The organism is Enterobacter sp. MGH 38 (genome assembly GCF_000492855.1).
Classification (GTDB): domain Bacteria; phylum Pseudomonadota; class Gammaproteobacteria; order Enterobacterales; family Enterobacteriaceae; genus Enterobacter; species Enterobacter hormaechei_C.
The window spans coordinates 1,535,190-1,556,365 of sequence record NZ_KI535607.1; the positions used below are offsets into that span (position 1 = coordinate 1,535,190).

The 21,176-nt window shown below is 55.7% G+C and carries 19 protein-coding genes; 12 read left to right on the forward strand and 7 right to left on the reverse strand.

The window, feature by feature from the left end:
• Positions 1–211 precede the first annotated feature (211 nt).
• From aphA to L384_RS13670, 3 genes are all read left to right on the forward strand, one after another.
• Positions 212–925, forward strand: a complete 714-nt coding sequence (aphA, locus tag L384_RS13680) for an acid phosphatase AphA (RefSeq protein ID WP_022650226.1) — start codon at positions 212–214, stop codon at positions 923–925.
• A 112-nt stretch (positions 926–1,037) separates the two neighbouring features.
• Positions 1,038–1,454 carry a secondary thiamine-phosphate synthase enzyme YjbQ gene (locus L384_RS13675; protein WP_003860290.1) on the forward strand — a complete coding sequence of 139 codons (417 nt, stop codon included), beginning with the start codon at positions 1,038–1,040 and terminating at the stop codon, positions 1,452–1,454.
• A gap of 2 nt (positions 1,455–1,456) precedes the next feature.
• The gene (locus L384_RS13670; protein ID WP_017382628.1) at positions 1,457–1,810 is read left to right on the forward strand and encodes an MmcQ/YjbR family DNA-binding protein; all 354 of its coding nucleotides are present in this window, start codon (positions 1,457–1,459) and stop codon (positions 1,808–1,810) included.
• Between the two features lie 3 nt (positions 1,811–1,813).
• Here the strand turns inward: L384_RS13670 and uvrA are convergent, their stop codons facing one another.
• On the reverse strand, positions 1,814–4,636 hold the full coding sequence (gene uvrA, locus L384_RS13665) for an excinuclease ABC subunit UvrA (protein WP_023324012.1): 2,823 nt from the start codon (positions 4,634–4,636) through the stop codon (positions 1,814–1,816).
• A 251-nt stretch (positions 4,637–4,887) separates the two neighbouring features.
• Here uvrA and ssb1 point away from each other — a divergent pair, with 251 nt between their 5' ends.
• Positions 4,888–5,412 carry a single-stranded DNA-binding protein SSB1 gene (ssb1, locus tag L384_RS13660; protein WP_003860284.1) on the forward strand — a complete coding sequence of 175 codons (525 nt, stop codon included), beginning with the start codon at positions 4,888–4,890 and terminating at the stop codon, positions 5,410–5,412.
• A 61-nt stretch (positions 5,413–5,473) separates the two neighbouring features.
• Here the strand turns inward: ssb1 and L384_RS13655 are convergent, their stop codons facing one another.
• The gene (locus L384_RS13655) at positions 5,474–5,755 is read right to left on the reverse strand and encodes a YjcB family protein (protein ID WP_003860282.1); all 282 of its coding nucleotides are present in this window, start codon (positions 5,753–5,755) and stop codon (positions 5,474–5,476) included.
• A 443-nt stretch (positions 5,756–6,198) separates the two neighbouring features.
• Here L384_RS13655 and L384_RS13650 point away from each other — a divergent pair, with 443 nt between their 5' ends.
• Together L384_RS13650 and L384_RS13645 are read left to right on the forward strand one after the other, a co-directional pair.
• Positions 6,199–7,599 (forward strand): sensor domain-containing diguanylate cyclase, encoded by a 1,401-nt coding sequence (locus tag L384_RS13650; protein ID WP_032628008.1) that lies wholly within the window; start codon positions 6,199–6,201, stop codon positions 7,597–7,599.
• 265 nt (positions 7,600–7,864) lie between these two features.
• A complete protein-coding gene (locus tag L384_RS13645) occupies positions 7,865–9,430 on the forward strand; it encodes an EAL domain-containing protein (RefSeq protein ID WP_003860279.1) in 1,566 nt (521 codons plus the stop codon).
• A gap of 6 nt (positions 9,431–9,436) precedes the next feature.
• Here L384_RS13645 and soxS read toward each other — a convergent pair whose 3' ends face one another.
• Positions 9,437–9,763, reverse strand: a complete 327-nt coding sequence (gene soxS, locus L384_RS13640; protein ID WP_003860277.1) for a superoxide response transcriptional regulator SoxS — start codon at positions 9,761–9,763, stop codon at positions 9,437–9,439.
• 98 nt (positions 9,764–9,861) lie between these two features.
• Here soxS and soxR point away from each other — a divergent pair, with 98 nt between their 5' ends.
• The 4 genes from soxR to L384_RS13620 all read left to right on the forward strand — a co-directional run bounded on the left by soxR (position 9,862) and on the right by L384_RS13620 (position 14,745).
• A complete protein-coding gene (gene soxR / locus L384_RS13635) occupies positions 9,862–10,320 on the forward strand; it encodes a redox-sensitive transcriptional activator SoxR (RefSeq protein ID WP_003860275.1) in 459 nt (152 codons plus the stop codon).
• Positions 10,321–10,630: 310 nt separating this feature from the next.
• Positions 10,631–11,302, forward strand: coding sequence for a glutathione S-transferase family protein (locus tag L384_RS13630; protein WP_023324014.1), 672 nt, complete (start codon positions 10,631–10,633; stop codon positions 11,300–11,302).
• Between the two features lie 294 nt (positions 11,303–11,596).
• A complete protein-coding gene (gene ghxP, locus L384_RS13625; protein ID WP_023315228.1) occupies positions 11,597–12,946 on the forward strand; it encodes a guanine/hypoxanthine transporter GhxP in 1,350 nt (449 codons plus the stop codon).
• Between the two features lie 152 nt (positions 12,947–13,098).
• Positions 13,099–14,745: a Na+/H+ antiporter gene (locus L384_RS13620; RefSeq protein WP_003860270.1), complete on the forward strand. Its 1,647-nt coding sequence runs from the start codon at positions 13,099–13,101 to the stop codon at positions 14,743–14,745.
• A gap of 59 nt (positions 14,746–14,804) precedes the next feature.
• On the opposite strand, the gene L384_RS13615 is transcribed toward L384_RS13620, so the two are convergent.
• A complete protein-coding gene (locus tag L384_RS13615; protein ID WP_023324015.1) occupies positions 14,805–15,686 on the reverse strand; it encodes a LysR family transcriptional regulator in 882 nt (293 codons plus the stop codon).
• Between the two features lie 102 nt (positions 15,687–15,788).
• Here L384_RS13615 and L384_RS13610 point away from each other — a divergent pair, with 102 nt between their 5' ends.
• Both L384_RS13610 and L384_RS13605 read left to right on the forward strand, forming a co-directional pair.
• The gene (locus L384_RS13610) at positions 15,789–16,199 is read left to right on the forward strand and encodes a CidA/LrgA family protein (protein WP_022650231.1); all 411 of its coding nucleotides are present in this window, start codon (positions 15,789–15,791) and stop codon (positions 16,197–16,199) included.
• Positions 16,192–16,881 carry an LrgB family protein gene (locus L384_RS13605; RefSeq protein ID WP_022650232.1) on the forward strand — a complete coding sequence of 230 codons (690 nt, stop codon included), beginning with the start codon at positions 16,192–16,194 and terminating at the stop codon, positions 16,879–16,881. The genes L384_RS13610 and L384_RS13605 overlap by 8 nt, the downstream gene beginning before the upstream one ends.
• Before the next feature lie 32 nt (positions 16,882–16,913).
• Here the strand turns inward: L384_RS13605 and actP are convergent, their stop codons facing one another.
• From actP to acs, 3 genes are all read right to left on the reverse strand, one after another.
• Positions 16,914–18,563 carry a cation/acetate symporter ActP gene (gene actP, locus L384_RS13600; RefSeq protein WP_023324016.1) on the reverse strand — a complete coding sequence of 550 codons (1,650 nt, stop codon included), beginning with the start codon at positions 18,561–18,563 and terminating at the stop codon, positions 16,914–16,916.
• Entirely contained in the window at positions 18,560–18,874 is a 315-nt protein-coding gene (locus L384_RS13595) for a DUF485 domain-containing protein (RefSeq protein WP_017382635.1), read from the reverse strand. Before L384_RS13595 ends, actP begins: the two co-directional genes overlap by 4 nt.
• Before the next feature lie 89 nt (positions 18,875–18,963).
• Positions 18,964–20,922 (reverse strand): acetate--CoA ligase, encoded by a 1,959-nt coding sequence (gene acs / locus L384_RS13590; protein ID WP_022650235.1) that lies wholly within the window; start codon positions 20,920–20,922, stop codon positions 18,964–18,966.
• Between the last annotated feature and the right edge of the window lie 254 nt (positions 20,923–21,176).

Sequence of the window (21,176 nt, forward strand, 5' to 3'; positions counted from 1 at the left end):
GAGGGCATCAGGCCGCAGAAAATCTTGCCCGGTGGCGGCTGCGCCTTACCGGGCCTACATCACTCATCCACACTTTGTGATCGTCTTCTTTTTATTCCGCTTCATAAGTAAAAACTCCTTTCCTTCCCCTCCCGCTGGGGTTATGGTCGGATAGTTTTTTGACCATCCGCTCAAAATAAAAAGATAACAAACTGAATATTCAGGGGAAAATATGCGCAAGATCACACTGGCGCTCAGCGCCGCCTGCTTATTGTTCTCGCTTAATAGTACCGTTGTTGCGCGGGCTTCTGCACCCACGCCGCTTTACACCGGCACCACCGCCGCCATTCTTGCCGAACAGGCCCCCATTCACTGGGTTTCAGTGGCACAAATTGAAAACAGCCTGACGGGTCGCCCGCCGATAGCCGTGGGCTTCGATATTGACGATACCGTTCTCTTCTCCAGCCCCGGTTTCTGGCGCGGCAAAAAAACGTACTCCCCGGACAGCGAAGCCTATCTGAAAAACCCGGAATTCTGGGAAAAGATGAACAACGGCTGGGATGAGTTCAGTATCCCGAAAGAGGTTGCCCGCGCGCTGATCGCCATGCACGTAAAGCGCGGCGACAGCATTTACTTCGTGACCGGACGTAGCCAGACCAAAACCGAAACCGTCTCGAAAACGCTACAGGATGATTTTCTGATCCCGGCGGCCAGCATGAATCCGGTCATTTTTGCCGGGGACCAGGAAGGGCAAAACACCAAAACCCAGTGGCTGGAAAAGAAAAATATCAAAGTGTTCTACGGGGATTCAGATAACGACATCACCGCGGCGCACGACGTGGGAGCCAGAGGCATCAGGGTGTTACGCGCCTCGAACTCCACCTACCGACCGCTGCCGATGGCCGGAAAATTTGGTGAAGAGGTGATCGTTAACTCTGAATACTGATGCATTAACGGCGGGGTGAATGCTTTTTTAAGCAAATCTCGCTGCGCGGGTTTTACCTTTCGCTTTCTTGCTGCACACTTAGAAAGATTCACCTTTCATAATGGAGCAGCACATGTGGTATCAACAGACCCTGACCTTAAGCGCAAAACCACGCGGATTTCACCTTGTGACGGACGAAGTCATCGGGCAAATCCGCGACCTGTCGCGCGTCAAAACGGGTTTGCTGCATCTGCTGCTTCAGCACACGTCTGCTTCTCTCACGCTCAATGAAAATTGCGATCCCACCGTCCGGTCTGACATGGAGCGGCATTTTCTGAAAACCGTCCCGGATAACGCCCCGTATGAGCATGATTACGAGGGGGCGGACGATATGCCTTCGCACATCAAATCCTCTTTGCTGGGCGTCTCGCTGATGCTGCCGGTCTACAACGGACGGTTACTGCTGGGAACGTGGCAGGGGATCTGGCTGGGAGAACATCGCATTCACGGTGGTTCGCGTAAAATTATCGCAACGCTACAAGGGGAATAAAGATGACAATTTCGGAGATACTTCAGTACTGCATGAGCAAGCCGGGCGCGGAACAAAGCGTTCACAGCGACTGGAAAGCCACGCAGATCAAAGTGGGTGATGTGCTGTTCGCGATGGTGAAAGAGGTGGATGCGCGGCCTGCGGCATCACTGAAAACCAGTCCGGAACTGGCCGACTTACTGCGCCAGCAGCACGATGATGTCAGGCCAAGTAAGCATCTGAATAAAGCGCACTGGAGTACGGTGTTTCTCGACGGCTCGCTGCCAGATTCGCAAATTTACTACCTGGTGGATGCGTCGTATCTACAGGCGGTTGAACTGCTGCCGGAAACGATCCGACAGCAGCTCTCCGTGTGACGATTACAGCAACGGTTTGAGGAAGCGCGCGGTGTGCGAGGCTTCGCACTCTGCAACGGTCTCTGGCGTACCGGAGACGAGGATTTCACCGCCGCCGCTGCCGCCTTCCGGGCCGAGATCGACAATCCAGTCAGCGGTTTTAATCACGTCCAGGTTGTGCTCAATCACCACGATGGTGTTGCCCTGATCGCGCAGCTGGTGCAGCACGTCCAGCAGCTGCTGGATATCCGCAAAGTGCAGGCCGGTGGTCGGCTCATCCAGAATATACAGCGTCTGACCGGTACCGCGTTTGGACAGCTCACGCGCCAGCTTCACGCGCTGCGCTTCACCGCCGGACAGCGTTGTCGCTGACTGCCCCAGACGAATATAGGTAAGACCCACATCCATGAGGGTTTGCAGCTTACGCGCCAGCGCAGGGACGGCGTCAAAGAACTCGCGCGCCTCTTCGATGGTCATATCCAGCACTTCGTGGATGGTCTTGCCTTTGTACTTAATCTCCAGCGTTTCGCGGTTATAACGCTTACCTTTACACTGGTCGCACGGCACGTAGATATCCGGCAGGAAGTGCATCTCAACCTTGATTACGCCGTCGCCCTGGCACGCTTCACAGCGGCCGCCGCGCACGTTAAAGCTGAAACGGCCTGGCGTATAGCCGCGCGAACGCGCTTCCGGCACGCCGGCAAAGAGTTCACGTACGGGCGTAAAGACGCCGGTATAGGTCGCCGGGTTGGAACGCGGCGTACGGCCAATCGGGCTCTGGTCGATGTCGATAACCTTGTCGAAATGCTCCAGCCCCTGAATGTCGCGGTACGGTGCAGGTTCAGCCAGCGTCGCGCCGTTCAGCGCCGTCTGCGCAATCGGGAACAGCGTATCGTTGATCAGCGTCGATTTACCGGAACCGGACACGCCGGTGATGCAGGTGAACAGCCCGACAGGCAGCGTCAGGGTCACGTCCTTCAGGTTGTTGCCGCGCGCCCCGGTTAGCTTCAGCACTTTTTCCGGGTTCGCCGCCACGCGCTGTTTTGGTACTTCAATTTTGCGCTTGCCGCTCATGTACTGGCCGGTCAGCGACTCGGGCACCGCCATAATGTCTTTCAGCGTCCCTTCTGCCACCACCTGTCCGCCGTGCACGCCAGCGCCCGGGCCGATGTCGATCACGTGGTCCGCGGCGCGGATCGCATCTTCGTCGTGCTCGACCACGATTACCGTGTTGCCGAGGTTACGCAGGTGAACCAGCGTGCCGAGCAGGCGTTCGTTGTCGCGCTGGTGCAGGCCGATAGACGGCTCATCCAGCACGTACATCACGCCGACTAAGCCTGCGCCAATCTGGCTCGCCAGACGGATACGCTGGGCTTCACCGCCGGAGAGCGTTTCAGCCGAGCGGGAAAGCGTCAGGTAGTTCAGGCCAACGTTCACGAGGAACTTGAGGCGATCGCCGATCTCTTTCAGCACTTTTTCAGCGATTTTCGCGCGCTGGCCGGAGAGCTTCAGGTTGTTGAAGAAGTCCATCGCGTGGCCGATGCTCATGTCTGAGATGGTCGGCAGCGCCGTGTTTTCGACAAACACGTGACGCGCTTCGCGGCGCAGGCGCGTGCCCTCGCAGGTGGCGCAGGAGCGGTTGCTGATGAACTTCGCCAGCTCCTCACGCACCGCGCTGGATTCGGTCTCTTTGTAGCGGCGCTCCATGTTGTGCAGCACCCCTTCGAACGGGTGGCGACGCACGGAAGTGTCACCGCGATCGTTCATGTACTTGAACTCAATGTTCTCTTTGCCGGAACCGAACAGGATCACTTTATGTACGTTCGCGCTCAGGCTGGCCCACGGGGCTTCAACGTCGAACTTGTAGTGCTCCGCCAGCGACTTCAGCATCTGGAAGTAATAGAAGTTACGCTTGTCCCAGCCGCGAATGGCGCCACCCGCCAGCGACAGCTCCGGATTCTGGATCACGCGATCAGGGTCGAAATACTGCTGAACGCCCAAGCCGTCACAGGTCGGGCACGCGCCCGCCGGGTTGTTGAACGAGAACAGGCGCGGTTCCAGCTCGCGCATGCTGTAGCCGCAAATCGGGCAGGCAAAGTTGGCGGAGAAGAGCAGCTCTTCCGCTTTTGCATCGTCCATGTCTGACACCACCGCCGTGCCGCCCGACAGTTCCAGCGCCGTTTCAAAGGATTCCGCCAGACGCGTCGCCAGATCTTCACGGACCTTAAACCGGTCAATCACCACTTCGATGGTGTGTTTCTTTTGCAGCTCCAGCTTTGGCGGATCGGACAGGTCACACACTTCGCCGTCGATACGGGCGCGGATATAGCCCTGGCTTGCCAGATTTTCCAGCGTTTTAGTGTGTTCGCCCTTACGCTCTTTAATGATTGGCGCCAGCAGCATCAGGCGTTTGCCTTCCGGCTGCGACAGCACGTTATCCACCATCTGGCTGACGGTCTGGGCCGCCAGCGTAACGTCGTGATCCGGGCAGCGCGGCTCGCCCACGCGCGCATACAGCAGACGCAGGTAGTCATGGATTTCGGTAATGGTACCGACCGTGGATCGCGGGTTATGCGACGTGGATTTCTGCTCAATGGAGATAGCAGGAGATAACCCTTCAATGTGGTCGACATCCGGTTTTTCCATCAGCGACAGGAACTGACGCGCGTACGCCGAGAGCGATTCAACGTAACGACGCTGTCCTTCGGCATACAAAGTGTCGAAAGCCAGTGAGGATTTGCCAGACCCCGAAAGCCCGGTCACGACGATGAGTTTGTCGCGAGGGATTATGAGGTTGATATTCTTGAGATTGTGGGTGCGGGCGCCCCGAACTTCGATCTTATCCATTCACCTTTCCCGGTTGGAACACGGATTGCCTGATTTGTTTGAAGGACAAACGGCTGTCAGAAACGGCTAATTATGACACAAAATGACCTGTTTGAATATACAGTATTGGAATGCATTTTCTGATTCACTGTGTAACAATGTCGAGTCCGCGAGAGAACTCTGGAACATGCTACGCAACTATCAAAGTGTCGCATGGAAATGGTACACTCGCGCGTTTACACTATTAAGAAACGTATTCAGGAGACACGAACATGGCCAGCAGAGGCGTAAACAAGGTGATTCTCGTCGGTAATCTGGGCCAGGACCCGGAAGTACGCTACATGCCGAGTGGTGGCGCAGTTGCCAACATTACGCTGGCTACTTCCGAATCCTGGCGTGATAAAGCGACCGGTGAAATGAAAGAGCAGACCGAATGGCACCGTGTTGTGCTGTTTGGCAAACTGGCTGAAGTGGCCGGTGAGTATCTGCGTAAAGGCTCTCAGGTTTACATTGAAGGCCAACTGCGTACCCGCAAATGGACTGATCAATCCGGTCAGGAAAAATACACCACGGAAGTGGTGGTGAATGTTGGCGGCACCATGCAGATGCTGGGTGGCCGTCAGGGCGGCGGCGCACCGGCAGGTGGCGGCCAGCAGCAGGGCGGTTGGGGCCAGCCTCAGCAGCCGCAGGGCGGCAATCAGTTTAGCGGCGGCGCGCAGTCCCGTCCGCAGCAGCAGTCTGCTCCGGCACCGTCTAACGAACCGCCAATGGATTTCGACGACGATATCCCGTTCTGATATCCAGACGCGTGAAACACAAAAAACCCAGACAATGTCTGGGTTTTTTTATAACAGGCTATCAGGTAATCACCATCGGCCAGTCTGGTGGGGTGTGGCTCATGGCTTCAACCATCACCACTTTAATGTTTTCCCAGACGGCGGCTATATCCACCAGCGTAATACCGAGCAAACCTGTTGCGAACCAGCATGCGGCGCCTAACCCTAACAGGGTGCTAATCACAGCAAGACCTGCGTAGTCGGACTTTCGGAACTGAATGTTTAACGTGCTGGCCAGGAACATCAAAACCGCGCTCAATAACGGCCAGCGCAGGAGCACCATGCTGGTGGTAATGGTTGCCATAAAACCCATCCTCGACAAAACAGACGAACTGGAATGAAACAATGTTTCTCGTTACATAAGATGTGTGAACTATATCACATTTGCTGTTTTATTAGCCAGTATCCGCGTGAGGTAAAAGTGGGTTTATTACCAGGGAAAATATATCGTCGTCGCTCGTATCCGCGTCTGGTCGGAATTTTTATTTTTAATTCATTCAGATAGCAAAACCTTTGCAAAACACCTTCGGCTGTATAGCGTTTACAGCAGTATGTCTATGGATTATGCTTGTGTGGAACAATAAATGTACCCGCAGAAATAATTCATCGCATTGAATTAATTGCCTTTTTTGGATTTTATATTCTTTGTTTTACACTCAGCATGCTCTTTGATTTCGTGGTCTTATTCTTTTATTCAGATATGAGTTATTGCGGTTGCTCTCTCGATTAATGACCTGCGAAAAGATAATGAAAGAACAAAGACGCGAGATTATTAACGACAGCATGCAGGCGCTGCACGCCCTGGCGAAGCTGATGCCGCAACTCAACGCGCAGTGTTCGCCGGTGGAAATGCTGGAAACCATCAACAGCGCTCTGGGGGCAAATCTCTCGTGGGTCAGTGTCGAATCCGCAGACGGGCCGCGCGTGGTTTGTGCCGGCGACGTGACGTGTCACGCCTTCAACGTGGCGGATTTTCTTGCCAGCACCCTGTTGCAGCGGCATCACCGCGCCTGGCGCGTTATCTACTGGAAAGCGCATATTGGCCGGGCGGTATTTTCCCCTCAGCACCCGGGCTATGCGCGGCTGCAAAGCGGCGTCCTGTGTAAACTCTCAGCGCATGACAGACAGTGCAGTGGTTATTTCTTTTTGGCTTTTAATGGAAAACTTACCTCGTTGCCGATACTGAAAAATATCGTGGTGGTATTGGTTGAGAAGCTAAAAGATTATTTTGATGACATCATCGTGCGGGAAAAAACGGCGCAAGAAATGCAGCGCGTCGTCACGCAATATAAAACCTTATTTGAGCGTGCGCCGGTATTAATGAACGCCTTTGACAGGCATAACCGGTGTGTATTGTGGAATGCCGAATGCGAAAAAGTCTTTGGCTGGAGTATGACTGAAATCGACGAGCACCCCGATCCGCTGGCCCTGTTTTATCCGGATCCCGAGGAGCGACAGCGCGTGCAGGAGTCGGTTCGTTTCGCACCACTTAAGGATATGTACGAATGGCACCCGGTGCGTAAAGACGGGACGCAGTTAACGATTCTCTGGTCAAACATCCTTTTGCCGGATAACTCCATTCTCAATATTGGCCTGGATATCACCGAACGTAAAAAAGCAGAACAGCAGCTGACCGTCAAAGCCACCACGGACGATCTGACGGGCTGTCTGAATCGCTCGACAATCTTACAGCAGCTCAAAATGGCGCTGGCAGCCAGTTCGCCGCAGGATGTCAGTAGCCACTTCTGTCTCCTGATGTTCGATCTCGATTATTTCAAGCAGATTAACGATCGGTGGGGACATCAGGTTGGCGATGCGGCATTGATTCACTTTTGCGACCGTATTCGCGAGGTGAGCCCGGCCGGGTCAGCGCTGGGACGGGTGGGGGGCGAAGAGTTTGTTCTTCTGCTGGCGCGTACGGATGGTATGGCCGCTACGTTGCTCTCTTCTCGCCTGCGTGCCGCGCTGATCTCAAAACCGCTGCGTGTGGGCGATAAAACGCTGGTACTCTCCTTCAGCGCCGGGGTGGTTGAAGTCTGTCAGGGGCAACGAGATACTTCTGCCATACTGATGCGTGCCGATAAGGCATTATATGACGCCAAGCGTACGGGAAGAGGAAAAACGGTCCTGGCGTCTGATTATTTATAAATCAGCATAAGAACAAAGAGCAGGCTATTTCAGCCAGCGAATTTTCCACACCTGTCGCGGGTAATTATTTTCCTTATCAGAAACGAAATGAATACTTTTAGTTTGGCTTACGGGAAAATATTATCGGCATCACGAATTTTAGGATTTTTAATACCAAAAGTCAGTTGCTAACTTCCTATGATTCATGCAACGTAATCACCTGTTTATCAAAGCAGCCGGTCTTCATTGCTACAGGCGTACAACATGCAGGGATACAGAGCGGGAAATGAATCGTAGCGCGCGGCGCAAAATGCTCAAAGTGGTCGGGATTATCATGGTAGTTATGCTGCCGGTGATGCTTGCGCTATGGTTTGCCCAGCTTAGTGCAGTGTCGGAAATCAGCGCCCAGCTGCGCACGTTTGCTGAACTTGCTTTAAATAAAACTGAACGGGTTATTCAACAGGTTGACCTGGCCCGGAAAGACGCGGAAAAATATCAGGGCAAAGTGTGTACGCCGGAGCATCGTCAATATATGTTGAACGTTTCCCGCGGTCGCCTTTTTGTTGCCGATTTAATTTATGCTGATGGCCAGGACTTTCTCTGCTCGACCCTTTTTACGCCGGAACACCCTTACATCATCCCCGCTGCCAATTACACACGTAAACCCGACGTTGCTATCTATTATTTTCGCGATACACCATTTTTTAATGGTTATAAAATGATATATATGCAGCGCGGAAATTATGTCGCAGTGGTCAACCCGCTTTCGTACAGTGAGGTGATGTCAGACGATCGTTCCCTGTCGTGGGGAGTGTATGACACCGTCAGCAATGCATTCTTTTCTGTGAGCCAGAAAGCCAATATTTCTTTATTGCATTCGATGCTTCGACATCAGGAAACGACTTTTCAGAAAGATGACCGTTTTTATACGATCGTAAAATCAGAGCAGCGGCCCATTGCGGCCATCGTTTCAACCTCCAGTGCCCGTTTTTATAAAACGCTTTATCATCAGGCTACCCTGACGCTACCGCTAGGGATAATTTGCAGCATTATTATTCTGCTGGTGTGGTCGCGTACACACCGTGAATTCAATTCGCCTGGCCGACTTCTGCACCGGGCGCTGAATAAACGCCAGCTGTGCGTCCATTATCAGCCCATTATTGATATTAAAAATAACCAGTGCGTGGGGGCAGAGGCGTTGTTGCGCTGGCCTGGATTCAACGGTCAGGTTATGAGCCCGGCGGAATTTATTCCCCTGGCAGAAAAAGAGGGGATGATTGAGCGCATTACGGATTACGTCGTGGAGGAGGTGTTCAGCGATCTGGGGCATTTTCTTGCCGCTCATCCCGATCTGTATGTCTCGATTAACCTGTCGGCGTCAGATTTCCACTCTTCGCGTCTTATCGCCCTGATCTCCGACAAAGCCCGCTTTTACTCGGTTCGCGCGCAGCAGATCAAAATTGAGGTGACGGAGCGGGGGTTTATTGACGTGCCGAAAACCACGCCGGTCATTCAGGCGTTTCGTCAGGCGGGGTATGAAGTGGCGATTGATGATTTCGGAACCGGCTACTCTAACCTGCATAACCTCTATTCGCTGAACGTCGATATCCTGAAAATCGACAAATCCTTTATCGATACCTTAACCACCAACAGCACCAGCCACCTGATTGCCGAGCACATCATTGAGATGGCGCAAAGCCTGCGGCTGAAAACCATTGCGGAAGGGGTCGAGACGGGGGAGCAGGTGAGCTGGCTGCTGAAGCGTGGCGTACAGTATTGCCAGGGATGGCACTTCGCGAAAGCGATGCCGCCCCAGGCATTTATGGCCTGGCAGCAGCAACCCTTGCGTTAACACGCATTAATTGAGCTGATGGCGGTAGTCGCTCGGCGTACGGTCAAACTCGCGGCGGAAGACGCGGGAAAAGGTCTGCTGCGACACATAGCCCAGATCCATTGCGATATCAAAAATGGGCCGCTGCGTTGAGCGTAACGCCTGCGCCGCCAGCAGGAGCCTGCGCTGGCGAATGTAATCACCCAGCGTTTGATGCATTACGGTGCGGAACATTCTCTGTAAATACCATTTCGAATAGCCCGACTTTTTAGCGACCACATCAATGTTCAACGGCTGGTCGATATGTTCATCAATCCATTCAATAAGTGTCTGAATAATTTGCTGATGCGACATAAGGTTACCCCTCTGTGGAGACATCTGTCCTGGTTGATTCGTCATTTTCTCTGCGGGGGAGTATAATTCCTCAAGTTAACTTGAGGTAAAGAGGTTTTATGGAAAAGAGATTACCGCGCATCAAAGCACTGTTAACCCCCGGTGAAGTGGCTAAGCGAAGCGGTGTGGCGGTGTCGGCGCTCCACTTCTATGAAAGCAAAGGGTTAATAAAAAGTATCCGTAACGCCGGAAACCAGCGGCGCTACACGCGCGATGTGCTCCGCTACGTGGCGATTATCAAAATTGCGCAACGTATCGGCATTCCTCTGGCCACCATTGGTGACGCGTTCGGCGTATTGCCGGAAGGACACTCGCTGAGCGCGAAAGAGTGGAAGCAGCTGTCGTCCCAGTGGCGAGAAGAACTGGATCGTCGTATTCACACGCTGGTGGCCCTGCGCGATGAACTGGATGGCTGCATTGGTTGCGGGTGTTTATCACGTAGCGATTGCCCGCTGCGTAACCCGGGTGACAGGCTGGGCGAGCAGGGAACAGGGGCACGGTTGCTGGAGGAGGATTGAGAGGTGTTTGCCGGGTAAGGCGCAGCCTCCACCCGGCAACAAACATAAAGAACTAAAGCGCCACTAAGGGCGCTTTAGTTTTTTCCGGTCTTTGTCTTTCTCTCTATCCCGCTGGCTCACGGGAGGGTTTCCCCCGACATCAGTACCCCTCGTGTCGAGCTTGTTAAGGAGGTTCCGGTTTGTACTGACACTTTAATTTTATGCCCGGCCGCCGTTTTTGCCACCGGAGACGGTGAGATTTTAGCCGAATTTTTTTCGTGAAGTTGTTCAGTTTTCTATAGTTAAAAAGTATGAATCATCGGAGAACATCATGCTAACGGTCCACCACCTTAATCAGTCTCGTTCACATCGTGTCCTCTGGGCGCTGGAAGAGCTGGATCTGACGTACGACATCGTGCGCTACCAGCGCGAAAAAACCATGCTCGCGCCAGACTCGCTCAAAAAAGTGCATCCGCTGGGAAAATCCCCGGTACTCGAAGATAACGGACTGGTTCTGGCCGAATCAGGTGCAATTCTGGAATATCTTCAGGAAACGTACGATTCGGCGTCACGATTCAAACCGTTAGATCCCGCCCATAAAGTGCAGTATCGCTTCTGGCTGCATTACGCCGAAGGGTCTTTGATGCCGCTACTGTTAATGAAGCTGGTGTTTAACAGCCTCGGCAAACCACCCGTCCCGTTTGGCCTGCGCACGCTGGGTAAGGCGCTGGGGCAGGGGGTGCAAAAAGCGTATCTCAACCGCCAGCTGGAAACGCATGCGCGCTTTATTAACGATCATCTTGCCGAAAACAGCTGGTTTGCCGGCGACACGCTGACCATGGCTGATATCCAGATGAGTTTTCCCCTCTTCGCCCTGCTGGCGAGAGGCGGCATCGACAATCTCGACCACATAGCGGCGTGGAAACAGAGAGTGGAGGCACGTCCGGGCTGGCAGACAACGCTTGCGAAAGGCGGCCCGCTGACGATCCCCGGCGAGGGATGAAATTTAACGAAATTGCGCATGGACGATAACGTTTGCGCATCCTCTGCTTAATTCTTCATCGTCATGAGGCAATTTTAGCGAAAAACGAGAAAGTTCAGTTGAAAAGGGCGGGTATTAGGCTAGATAATCGTTTGCCTTAATTTGACCACCCGTTTGTAAGCGCGGAGCTAAACGTTTGCTTTTTCTGTGACGCCCTTTCGTCGCAAACGCAACACAAGGATTTGACGTTTAGCTGGCAGTGGCGTCTCCACCTCGCTTACGGACTTCCTAAAAAACTCTCAGGGGATGTTTTCTATGTCTACGCCATCTGCGCGTACCGGCGGTTCACTTGACGCCATGTTTAAAATTTCTGCTCGCGGCAGCACCGTGCGCCAGGAAGTTGTTGCCGGTCTGACCACGTTTCTGGCGATGGTGTACTCCGTCATCGTGGTGCCGGGCATGCTCGGCAAAGCGGGCTTCCCGCCAGCGGCGGTCTTCGTTGCCACCTGCCTGGTTGCGGGTGTGGGTTCGATTGTGATGGGCCTGTGGGCGAACCTGCCTCTGGCGATCGGGTGCGCCATCTCCCTGACCGCGTTTACCGCCTTCAGCCTGGTGCTGGGCCAGCAGATCAGCGTCCCGGTAGCGCTCGGCGCCGTGTTCCTGATGGGCGTGCTGTTCACCGTAATTTCAGCAACCGGCATTCGTAGCTGGATTTTGCGCAACCTGCCGCAGGGCGTGGCGCACGGCACCGGCATCGGTATTGGTCTGTTCCTGCTGCTGATCGCTGCCAACGGCGTCGGCCTGGTCATCAAGAACCCGCTGGACGGCCTGCCGGTTGCGCTGGGTAACTTCGCGAGCTTCCCGGTGATCATGTCGCTGGTGGGTCTGGCGGTGATCATTGGCCTGGAAAAACTGAAAGTGCCGGGCGGCATTCTGCTGACCATTATCGGCGTGTCCATCGTCGGCCTGATCTTCGACCCGACCGTTCATTTCTCCGGGATTTTCGCCATGCCGTCGCTGAGCGATGACAAAGGCAACTCCCTGATTGGCAGCCTGGATATTGTGGGCGCGCTGAACCCGGTGATCCTGCCAAGCGTGCTGGCGCTGGTAATGACCGCGGTGTTTGACGCCACCGGCACCATCCGCGCGGTGGCCGGTCAGGCGAACCTGCTGGATAAAGACGGACAGATTATTGACGGCGGCAAAGCGCTGACCACCGACTCCCTGAGCAGCGTTTTCTCAGGTCTGGTGGGTGCGGCGCCTGCGGCGGTGTACATTGAGTCCGCAGCGGGTACGGCGGCGGGCGGTAAAACCGGCCTGACGGCCATCACCGTTGGCGTACTGTTTCTGCTGATCCTGTTCCTCTCTCCGCTCTCTTATCTGGTGCCAGCTTACGCGACCGCACCTGCGCTGATGTACGTTGGCCTGCTGATGCTGAGCAACGTGGCGAAAATCGACTTCGCGGATTTTGTTGATGCCATGTCCGGCCTGATCACTGCGGTATTCATCGTGCTGACCTGTAACATCGTGACCGGCATTATGATCGGCTTCGCCTCGCTGGTGATTGGGCGTCTGGTCTCCGGTGAGTGGCGCAAGCTGAACATTGGGACCGTGGTCATCGCCGTTGCGCTGGTGGCGTTCTACGCGGGCGGCTGGGCCATCTGAATTGACTTTTTATGCGAAAACGGGTGGCTAAGGCCGCCCGTTTTTATTTTCAGGACTCATCCTGTTGCCTTTTACGTTACTCTGGAGAGGATAGAATAAGAGGCACGACGCCTCAGGTTTGGCTTATAAGAAACACAGCAAACAGGGAACGCATGGAAATTTTCTTCACAATACTCATCATGACCCTTGTGGTCTCATTATCCGGGGTGGTTACACGCGTACTGCCCTTCCAGGTCCCCCTGCCCTTAATGCAAATAGCTATCGGCGCGCTGCTGGCGTGGCCGACGTTCGGTCTGCACGTGGAGTTCGATCCGGAACTGTTTCTCGTGCTGTTTATCCCGCCGCTGCTGTTTGCCGATGGCTGGAAAACGCCGACGCGCGAATTTCTGGAGCACGGGCGAGAGATCTTCGGCCTGGCGCTGGCGCTGGTGGTCGTCACCGTGGTCGGGATTGGTTTCCTGATCTACTGGGCCGTACCAGGGATCCCGCTCATCCCCGCCTTTGCGCTGGCTGCCGTGCTGTCGCCTACCGACGCCGTGGCGCTGTCCGGCATTGTGGGTGAAGGGCGCATTCCAAAGAAAATCATGGGCATTTTGCAGGGCGAGGCGCTGATGAACGACGCCTCTGGCCTGGTCGCCCTGAAGTTTGCCGTGGCGGTTGCCATGGGCACCATGGTCTTTACCGTAGGCGGCGCGACCCTGGAATTCTTCAAGGTGGCGATTGGCGGTATCCTCGCGGGCTTCGTAGTGAGCTGGCTGTACGGACGCTCGCTGCGCTTCCTTAGCCGCTGGGGTGGTGATGAACCGGCGACGCAGATCGTCCTGCTGTTCCTGCTGCCGTTCGCCTCTTACCTGATTGCCGAACATATCGGCGTGTCGGGCATTCTGGCGGCGGTAGCTGCGGGGATGACCATCACCCGCTCCGGCGTGATGCGCCGCGCACCGCTGGCGATGCGCCTGCGTGCAAACAGTACCTGGGCGATGCTCGAGTTTGTCTTTAACGGCATGGTGTTCCTGCTGTTGGGCCTGCAACTGCCGGGCATTATGGAATCCTCGCTGATTGCGGCCGAAGCGGATCCAAACGTTGAAGTCTGGATGCTGTTTACCGATATCGTGCTCATCTACCTTGCACTGATGCTGGTGCGTTTCGGCTGGCTGTGGACGATGAAGAAATTCAGCGTTCGCTTCCTGACCAAAAAGCCGATGGAGTTTGGCTCGTGGACTACGCGCGAGCTGCTGATTGCCTCATTCGCGGGCGTTCGCGGGGCGATCACCCTTGCTGGTGTCCTCTCCATTCCTCTGCTGCTGCCGACGGGTGACGTCTTCCCGGCGCGCTACGAGCTGGTGTTCCTGGCGGCGGGCGTGATTCTCTTCTCCCTGTTTGTCGGCGTGATTATGCTGCCGATTCTGCTGCAACATATTGACGCAGGGGACTCCTCGCAACAGCACAAAGAAGAGCGGATTGCCCGTGCGGCGACGGCGGAAGTGGCGATTGTCGCCATCGAGAAGATGGAGGAGCGTCTGGCCGCCGATGCCGAAGAGAACATTGATAACCAGCTGCTGAAGGAAGTCAGTTCACGCGTGATTGGTAATTTGCGTCGCCGTGCTGACGGACGTAACGACGTGGAAAGTTCGTTGCAGGAAGAGAACCTCGAACGCCGTTTCCGCCTGGCGGCGCTGCGCTCCGAGCGTGCCGAGCTGTATCACCTGCGCGCGACGCGGCAGATCAGTAACGAGACGCTGCAAAAGCTGCTGCACGATCTGGACCTGCTGGAAGCGTTGTTGATAGAGAATCAGTAGCGCGCTTTGCCCCCTCACCCTAGCCCTCGCCCTATGGGGAGAGGGGTTGGGGTGAGGGGTCAGGGCACCCAAAACCCCTCACAGCATTGCAACCACGCCTGCGCGCTGTGCGACAGATAGACCCCTTCACGCCAGATCATCCCCAGCTGCCAGTGCAGGTCGCTCTCCAGCGGGATCCAGCGCAGCGTGTTTTTATCCAGCCGCTCGCAGATCGGCTGCGGCAGAATGGCAATCCCCACGCCCGCCTGTACCATCGCCGCCAGAAAATCCCACTGGCCGCTGCGCACCGCAATGCGCGGCTTTACGTTGTGCTGGTTAAACAGTGCCATCAGCTGGCGGCTTAAGGCAAAATCTTCGTTGTAAATCAGCAGCGGGTGTTCGCCGAGCAGCTCGGGTTTTACTGCGTCTATCTTCAGCCAGTCGCCGGAGCGCGGCACCAGCACGCACAGCGGGTGGCTGAACAGCGGCAGCGTCGCCAGGCCGCTTTCCTCCTCTACGGGAAGGGCCGTCATGGCCACGTCCAGTTCACCGTTCATCACCGCCTGCTGCACGGTCAGGCCGCCAAATTCAGAAATTTTTAGCTCAACGCCGGGATAGCGCTGACGAAACAGGCTTATCGGCCCGGCCATCATCATGCCGACCATCGGCGGAATACCGAGCCGCAGCAGCCCTTTTGTCAGGTGGTTGATGTCCCCAAGCTCGGCCTCCAGCTGGCGGAACTCTGCCAGAATGGCCAGCCCGCGCTCGAACACTACGCGACCGGTATCGGTCAGCAGTAGCTTGCGCCCGTCGCGGATCAGCAGCGTACAGTTCAGCTCATCTTCGAGGTTTTTCAGCATCTTGCTGATGGTCGGCTGGGTTACGAATAACTTCTCCGCTGCGCGAGTAAAACTTTGCTGGCGAACCACCTCGACAAAATAGCGCAGCGTTCTTATGTCCATGATTATTCCTCGAAACTATACCTTCGATGATTTTAATTCATTTCAGTCGATACCGTACGCTCACTATACTGGCGCCTCGTCTCATTTCTGAGGAAAACCCCCATGGCCGTGGCGTTAAGCCGTGTTACGCCTGCCGTTGTGCAACGACTTCAGGTACCGGTTCAGGTACTGCTCTACGCGGGACTGTTTGTTTTCGCGGAATATCTTGTCGACTGGCTGCATCTGCCTTTACCCGCCAACCTGGTGGGGATGGTGCTGATGCTGACGCTGATCCTCTGTCGCGCGTTGCCCCTTAACTGGGTGCGCGCCGGGGCGCGCTGGCTGCTGGCGGAGATGCTATTGTTCTTTGTGCCGGCCGTGGTGGCGGTGGTGAATTATGCACAACTGCTGATGGTCGACGGCTGGCGCATCTTTGCGGTTATCGCCCTGAGCACGCTGATGGTGCTGGGCGCCACCGCCTGGGTGGTGGATAAGGTGTATCGCTTTGAAATCAGCAGGCAGAAGCATGACTAACTTTCAGATAAGCCTGCTGTGCCTGATTGCGACAGTTGTCATCTACTTTGCCAACAAGCGCCTGTATCGCCGCTTTCGCGCGCTGCCGCTGATGCCGTTGGTCTTTACGCCGATCCTGCTGGTGCTGATGCTGGTCTTCGGCCATATCTCCTGGCAGAACTACATTGGCGAATCCCACTGGCTGCTGTGGCTGCTCGGCCCGGCGACCATCGCCTTCGCCGTACCCGTTTATGACAACCTCGCTATTATCAGACGCCACTGGATGTCGCTCAGCGCGGGCGTCGTCACCGCGACGGTGGTGGCGGTGTGCAGCTCGGTCTGGCTGGCGCGCCTGTTTACCCTGTCGGATGAAATCCAGCGCAGCCTGGCGGTGCGTTCGGTGACCACGCCGTTTGCGCTGGCAGCCGCCAAACCGCTCGGTGGCCAGCCGGATCTGGTGGCGCTGTTTGTGGTGGTGACGGGCGTCTTTGGGATGGCGGTGGGCGATATGCTGTTTCTGCGGCTTTCTATTCGGGAAGGAATGGCCAAAGGCGCGGGATTTGGCGCGGCGTCGCACGGCGCGGGCACGGCACGTTCCTATGAGCTGGGACAGCAGGAGGGCGTTGTCGCGAGCCTGGTGATGATGCTTTCGGGCGTCACGATGGTGCTGATCGCACCGCTGGTGGCGTGGGTGATGTTTTAAGCTCCCCGGCCAGAATGGCCGGGGAGAAAGGTTTAGTGCGCGCGGCCCTGCTCAACGCCAAGACCGGTTTGTGAACGAATAAACTGGGCGCGGAATTTCTCGCGCTCCAGGTTACCTTCCGGCGAATTGTCGGTAGCCGAGAAGACCCAGATACCGACAAACGCCACGGCAATGGAGAACAGCGCCGGGTATTCATACGGGAAGATAGCGCTTTCGTGACCGAGGATCTGCACCCAAATCGTTGGGCCCAGAATCATCAGGATCACCGCCGTCAGCAGCCCCAGCCAGCCGCCAATCATCGCCCCACGGGTGGTCAGTTTTGACCAGTACATTGAGAGCAGAATGATCGGGAAGTTACAGCTTGCCGCAATCGAGAAGGCCAGCCCGACCATAAAGGCGATGTTCTGCTTCTCGAACAAAATCCCCAGCAGGATGGCGACGACGCCCAGCACCAGCACGGTGATTTTGGAGACTTTTAGCTCATCGCGCTCGCTCGCGCCTTTACGGAAAACGTTGGCGTAGAGGTCATGCGAGACCGCCGACGCGCCGGCCAGCGTCAGCCCTGCAACCACCGCGAGGATGGTGGCGAAGGCCACGGCAGAGATAAAGCCAAGGAACAGGTTGCCGCCCACCGCGTCGGCCAGATGCACCGCCGCCATGTTGTTACCGCCGATAAGCGCGCCCGCCGCGTCTTTAAACGCCGGGTTCGCCCCCACAAGCATGATCGCGCCAAAGCCGATAATAAAGGTCAGGATATAGAAGTAACCCATAAACCCGGTGGCGTAGAACACGCTCTTACGCGCTTCACGCGCATCTGACACCGTGAAGAAGCGCATCAGGATATGCGGCAGACCTGCGGTACCGAACATCAGGCCGAGACCGAGCGAGAGCGCGGATATCGGATCTTTCACCAGCCCACCCGGGCTCATGATCGCTTCCCCTTTCGGATGCACTGACATGGCTTCGGTAAACAGATTATTGAAGCTGAACCCAACGTGCTTCATCACCATAAAGGCCATAAAGCTGGCGCCGAACAGCAGCAGTACCGCTTTGATGATCTGTACCCAGGTGGTGGCCAGCATGCCGCCGAACAGGACATACATCACCATCAGCACGCCCACCAGCACCACCGCGATGTGGTAGTTCAGGCCGAACAGCAGCTCGATCAGCTTACCCGCACCCACCATCTGCGCAATCAGGTACAGCGCCACCACCACCAGCGAACCGCAGGCGGAGAGGGTACGAATCGGCCCCTGCTTCAGGCGATAGGAGGCGACGTCAGCAAAGGTATAGCGCCCCAGGTTACGCAGGCGCTCGGCAATCAGGAACAGAATGATCGGCCAGCCGACAAGGAAGCCGAGGGAGTAGATCAGGCCGTCATACCCTGAGGTATACACCAGCGCGGAGATCCCAAGGAACGAGGCGGCAGACATAAAGTCTCCCGCAATCGCCAGACCGTTCTGGAAGCCGGTAATGTTGCCGCCCGCGGTGTAGTAATCGTTACGGGAGCGCACGCGTTTCGACGCCCAGTAGGTGATATACAGCGTCAGCACCACGAAAATCAGGAACATGATAATCGCCTGCCAGTTGGTTGGCTGGCGCTGGACCTCGCCGGTAATGGCATCTGCTGCATGGGCAGCAAAGGGAAGTGTGGCGGCGAGCGCCGTCAGAATTCTCTTCATGATGCTTTTACCTCGCGCAGAACTTCTCTGTTAAGACGATCGAATTCACCGTTCGCACGCCAGACGTACACACCCGTGAGCACAAACGAAATGATGATAACGCCAATCCCAATCGGAATACCGCGCGTGACGCTGGTACCCTCATGCAGCGGGGTGCCCAGCCAGTGCGGCGCAAAGGCGATCAGCAGAATAAAGCCGACGTAGATAATCAGCATGATGATGGAAAGGATGAAGGCAAACCGTTGCCGTTTTTCGACGAGCTCCCTGTAGTGCGCACTATTCTCTATCTGCTGACAAATATCGTTATTCATCACAGAAGTCTCCAGAGGTAAGGTTGGTTTGTTTTATCCCCTCTCCCCTATGGGGAGAGGGTTAGGGTGAGGGGAGAGGGAGAAAAAAATTATGAAGGCATTGCGATGGCCTGCTTCTCTTCGAGCAGTTTGTCCACCACGCCAGGATCCGCGAGCGTTGAGGTATCACCGAGGTTGCTGGTGTCGCCTGCCGCGATTTTGCGCAGGATACGGCGCATAATCTTGCCGGAACGGGTTTTCGGCAGCGAGTCGGTCCAGTGCAGCACGTCCGGCGTGGCAAGCGGGCCGATCTCTTTACGCACCCAGTTGCGCACCTCGGTATACAGCTCTGGCGACGGCTCTTCGCCGTGGTTCAGGGTGACGTAGGCGTAGATCGCCTGGCCTTTGATGTTGTGCGGAATGCCGACAACCGCCGCTTCGGCAATCTTCGGATGCGACACCAGCGCAGACTCAATCTCCGCCGTGCCCAGACGGTGGCCAGAGACGTTCAGCACGTCGTCCACGCGTCCGGTGATCCAGTAATAACCGTCTTCATCCCGGCGCGCGCCGTCGCCGCTGAAGTACATGTTTTTGAAGGTCGAGAAGTAGGTCTGCTCGAAGCGCTCGTGGTCGCCGAACAGGGTACGCGCCTGGCCAGGCCAGGAATCGACGATCACCAGATTGCCCTCGGTGGCGCCTTCCTGCGGATTGCCTTCGTTATCCACCAGCGCAGGCTGTACGCCGAAGAACGGACGGGTGGCCGAACCGGCTTTCAGCTGCGTGGCGCCCGGCATCGGGGTGATCATAAAGCCGCCGGTTTCGGTCTGCCACCAGGTGTCCATCACCGGGCACTTCTCGTTGCCGATCTTCTTCCAGTACCACTCCCAGGCTTCCGGGTTGATCGGCTCGCCCACGGAGCCGAGGATGCGCAGGGAAGAGCGGTCCGTGCCTTCGATGGCTTTATCGCCTTCCGCCATTAATGCGCGGATCGCCGTTGGCGCGGTGTAGAGAATGTTGACCTGATGCTTATCAACCACCTGGCACATACGCGCCGGCGTTGGCCAGTTCGGTACGCCTTCAAACATCAGCGTCGTTGCGCCGCAGGCCAGCGGGCCGTACAGCAGGTAGCTGTGGCCGGTGACCCAGCCCACGTCGGCGGTACACCAGTAGATGTCGCCCGGATGGTAGTCGAAAACGTATTTAAAGGTGGTGGCCGCGTAAACCAGATAGCCGCCGGTGGTATGCAGCACGCCTTTCGGCTTACCGGTGGAGCCGGAGGTATAAAGAATAAACAGCGGATCTTCCGCGTTCATCTCTTCCGGCTGATGCTGGTCGCTCGCTTTTTCAATCAGATCGCTCCACCACAGGTCACGCCCCTCGTGCCAGTCGATTTTGCCGCCCGTGCGTTTGAAGACAATGACGTTACTGATGGATTTCACGTTCGGGTTTTTCAGCGCTTCATCAACGTTTTTCTTCAGCGGAATACCGCGCCCGGCGCGCACGCCCTCGTCAGCGGTGATCACCAGCTTCGAATTCGAGTCGACAATACGCCCGGCAACCGCCTCCGGCGAGAAGCCGCCGAAGATAACGGAGTGGATCGCGCCGATGCGCGCGCAGGCCAGCATAGCCACCGCCGCTTCCGGCACCATTGGCATATAGATCGCCACTACATCGCCTTTTTTAATGCCCTGGGCCAGCAGCACGTTGGCAAAGCGGCACACGTCGCGATGCAGTTCTTTATACGAGATGTGTTTACTCTGAGAGGCATCGTCGCCTTCCCAGATGATGGCCGTTTCGTTGCCGCGTTCGGCAAGATGGCGGTCCAGGCAGTTCGCCGCCAGGTTCAGCGTGCCGTCTTCATACCATTTAATGGAGACGTTGCCCGGCGCGAAAGAGGTGTTCTTTACCTTCTGATAAGGTTTGATCCAGTCGAGGATGTGACCCTGCTCACCCCAGAACGCGTCAGGGCTGGAAACGGACTGCTGGTATTTCTCCTGGTACTGCTCCGGACTTATCAGGCAACGGTCCGCAATGTTTGCGGGAATGTCGTGTTTGTGTATTTGGCTCATGGCTTTTTTTCTCCTTGTAAGATGTTAATAATATGTCGCAAAAACGTTAATAGTAGGGGCTTTACAAGCTTTGTTTAGTATTTGGGCGACAGATCACGCAATGTCTGAAGAGTATGAAAATTGAGCGAATGAAACTTTGAAGGGAAATAATTCATCTGAAGAATTATTCACTTTTTTGAAGTGAAAATATTTTGTATAACAAACGGTTATTTATGCGAATTGCTATAAATTACCGACAATGACACTTTTTGCAG

Bases quoted from the DNA above. Each gene is read 5' to 3' on its own strand.
- aphA (WP_022650226.1), top strand. From the start codon at position 212: ATGCGCAAGATCACACTGGCGCTCAGCGCCGCCTGCTTATTGTTCTCG.
- L384_RS13675 (WP_003860290.1), top strand. From the start codon at position 1,038: ATGTGGTATCAACAGACCCTGACCTTAAGCGCAAAACCACGCGGATTT.
- L384_RS13670 (WP_017382628.1), top strand. From the start codon at position 1,457: ATGACAATTTCGGAGATACTTCAGTACTGCATGAGCAAGCCGGGCGCG.
- uvrA (WP_023324012.1), bottom strand. From the start codon at position 4,636: ATGGATAAGATCGAAGTTCGGGGCGCCCGCACCCACAATCTCAAGAAT.
- ssb1 (WP_003860284.1), top strand. From the start codon at position 4,888: ATGGCCAGCAGAGGCGTAAACAAGGTGATTCTCGTCGGTAATCTGGGC.
- L384_RS13655 (WP_003860282.1), bottom strand. From the start codon at position 5,755: ATGGCAACCATTACCACCAGCATGGTGCTCCTGCGCTGGCCGTTATTG.
- L384_RS13650 (WP_032628008.1), top strand. From the start codon at position 6,199: ATGAAAGAACAAAGACGCGAGATTATTAACGACAGCATGCAGGCGCTG.
- L384_RS13645 (WP_003860279.1), top strand. From the start codon at position 7,865: ATGAATCGTAGCGCGCGGCGCAAAATGCTCAAAGTGGTCGGGATTATC.
- soxS (WP_003860277.1), bottom strand. From the start codon at position 9,763: ATGTCGCATCAGCAAATTATTCAGACACTTATTGAATGGATTGATGAA.
- soxR (WP_003860275.1), top strand. From the start codon at position 9,862: ATGGAAAAGAGATTACCGCGCATCAAAGCACTGTTAACCCCCGGTGAA.
- L384_RS13630 (WP_023324014.1), top strand. From the start codon at position 10,631: ATGCTAACGGTCCACCACCTTAATCAGTCTCGTTCACATCGTGTCCTC.
- ghxP (WP_023315228.1), top strand. From the start codon at position 11,597: ATGTCTACGCCATCTGCGCGTACCGGCGGTTCACTTGACGCCATGTTT.
- L384_RS13620 (WP_003860270.1), top strand. From the start codon at position 13,099: ATGGAAATTTTCTTCACAATACTCATCATGACCCTTGTGGTCTCATTA.
- L384_RS13615 (WP_023324015.1), bottom strand. From the start codon at position 15,686: ATGGACATAAGAACGCTGCGCTATTTTGTCGAGGTGGTTCGCCAGCAA.
- L384_RS13610 (WP_022650231.1), top strand. From the start codon at position 15,789: ATGGCCGTGGCGTTAAGCCGTGTTACGCCTGCCGTTGTGCAACGACTT.
- L384_RS13605 (WP_022650232.1), top strand. From the start codon at position 16,192: ATGACTAACTTTCAGATAAGCCTGCTGTGCCTGATTGCGACAGTTGTC.
- actP (WP_023324016.1), bottom strand. From the start codon at position 18,563: ATGAAGAGAATTCTGACGGCGCTCGCCGCCACACTTCCCTTTGCTGCC.
- L384_RS13595 (WP_017382635.1), bottom strand. From the start codon at position 18,874: ATGAATAACGATATTTGTCAGCAGATAGAGAATAGTGCGCACTACAGG.
- acs (WP_022650235.1), bottom strand. From the start codon at position 20,922: ATGAGCCAAATACACAAACACGACATTCCCGCAAACATTGCGGACCGT.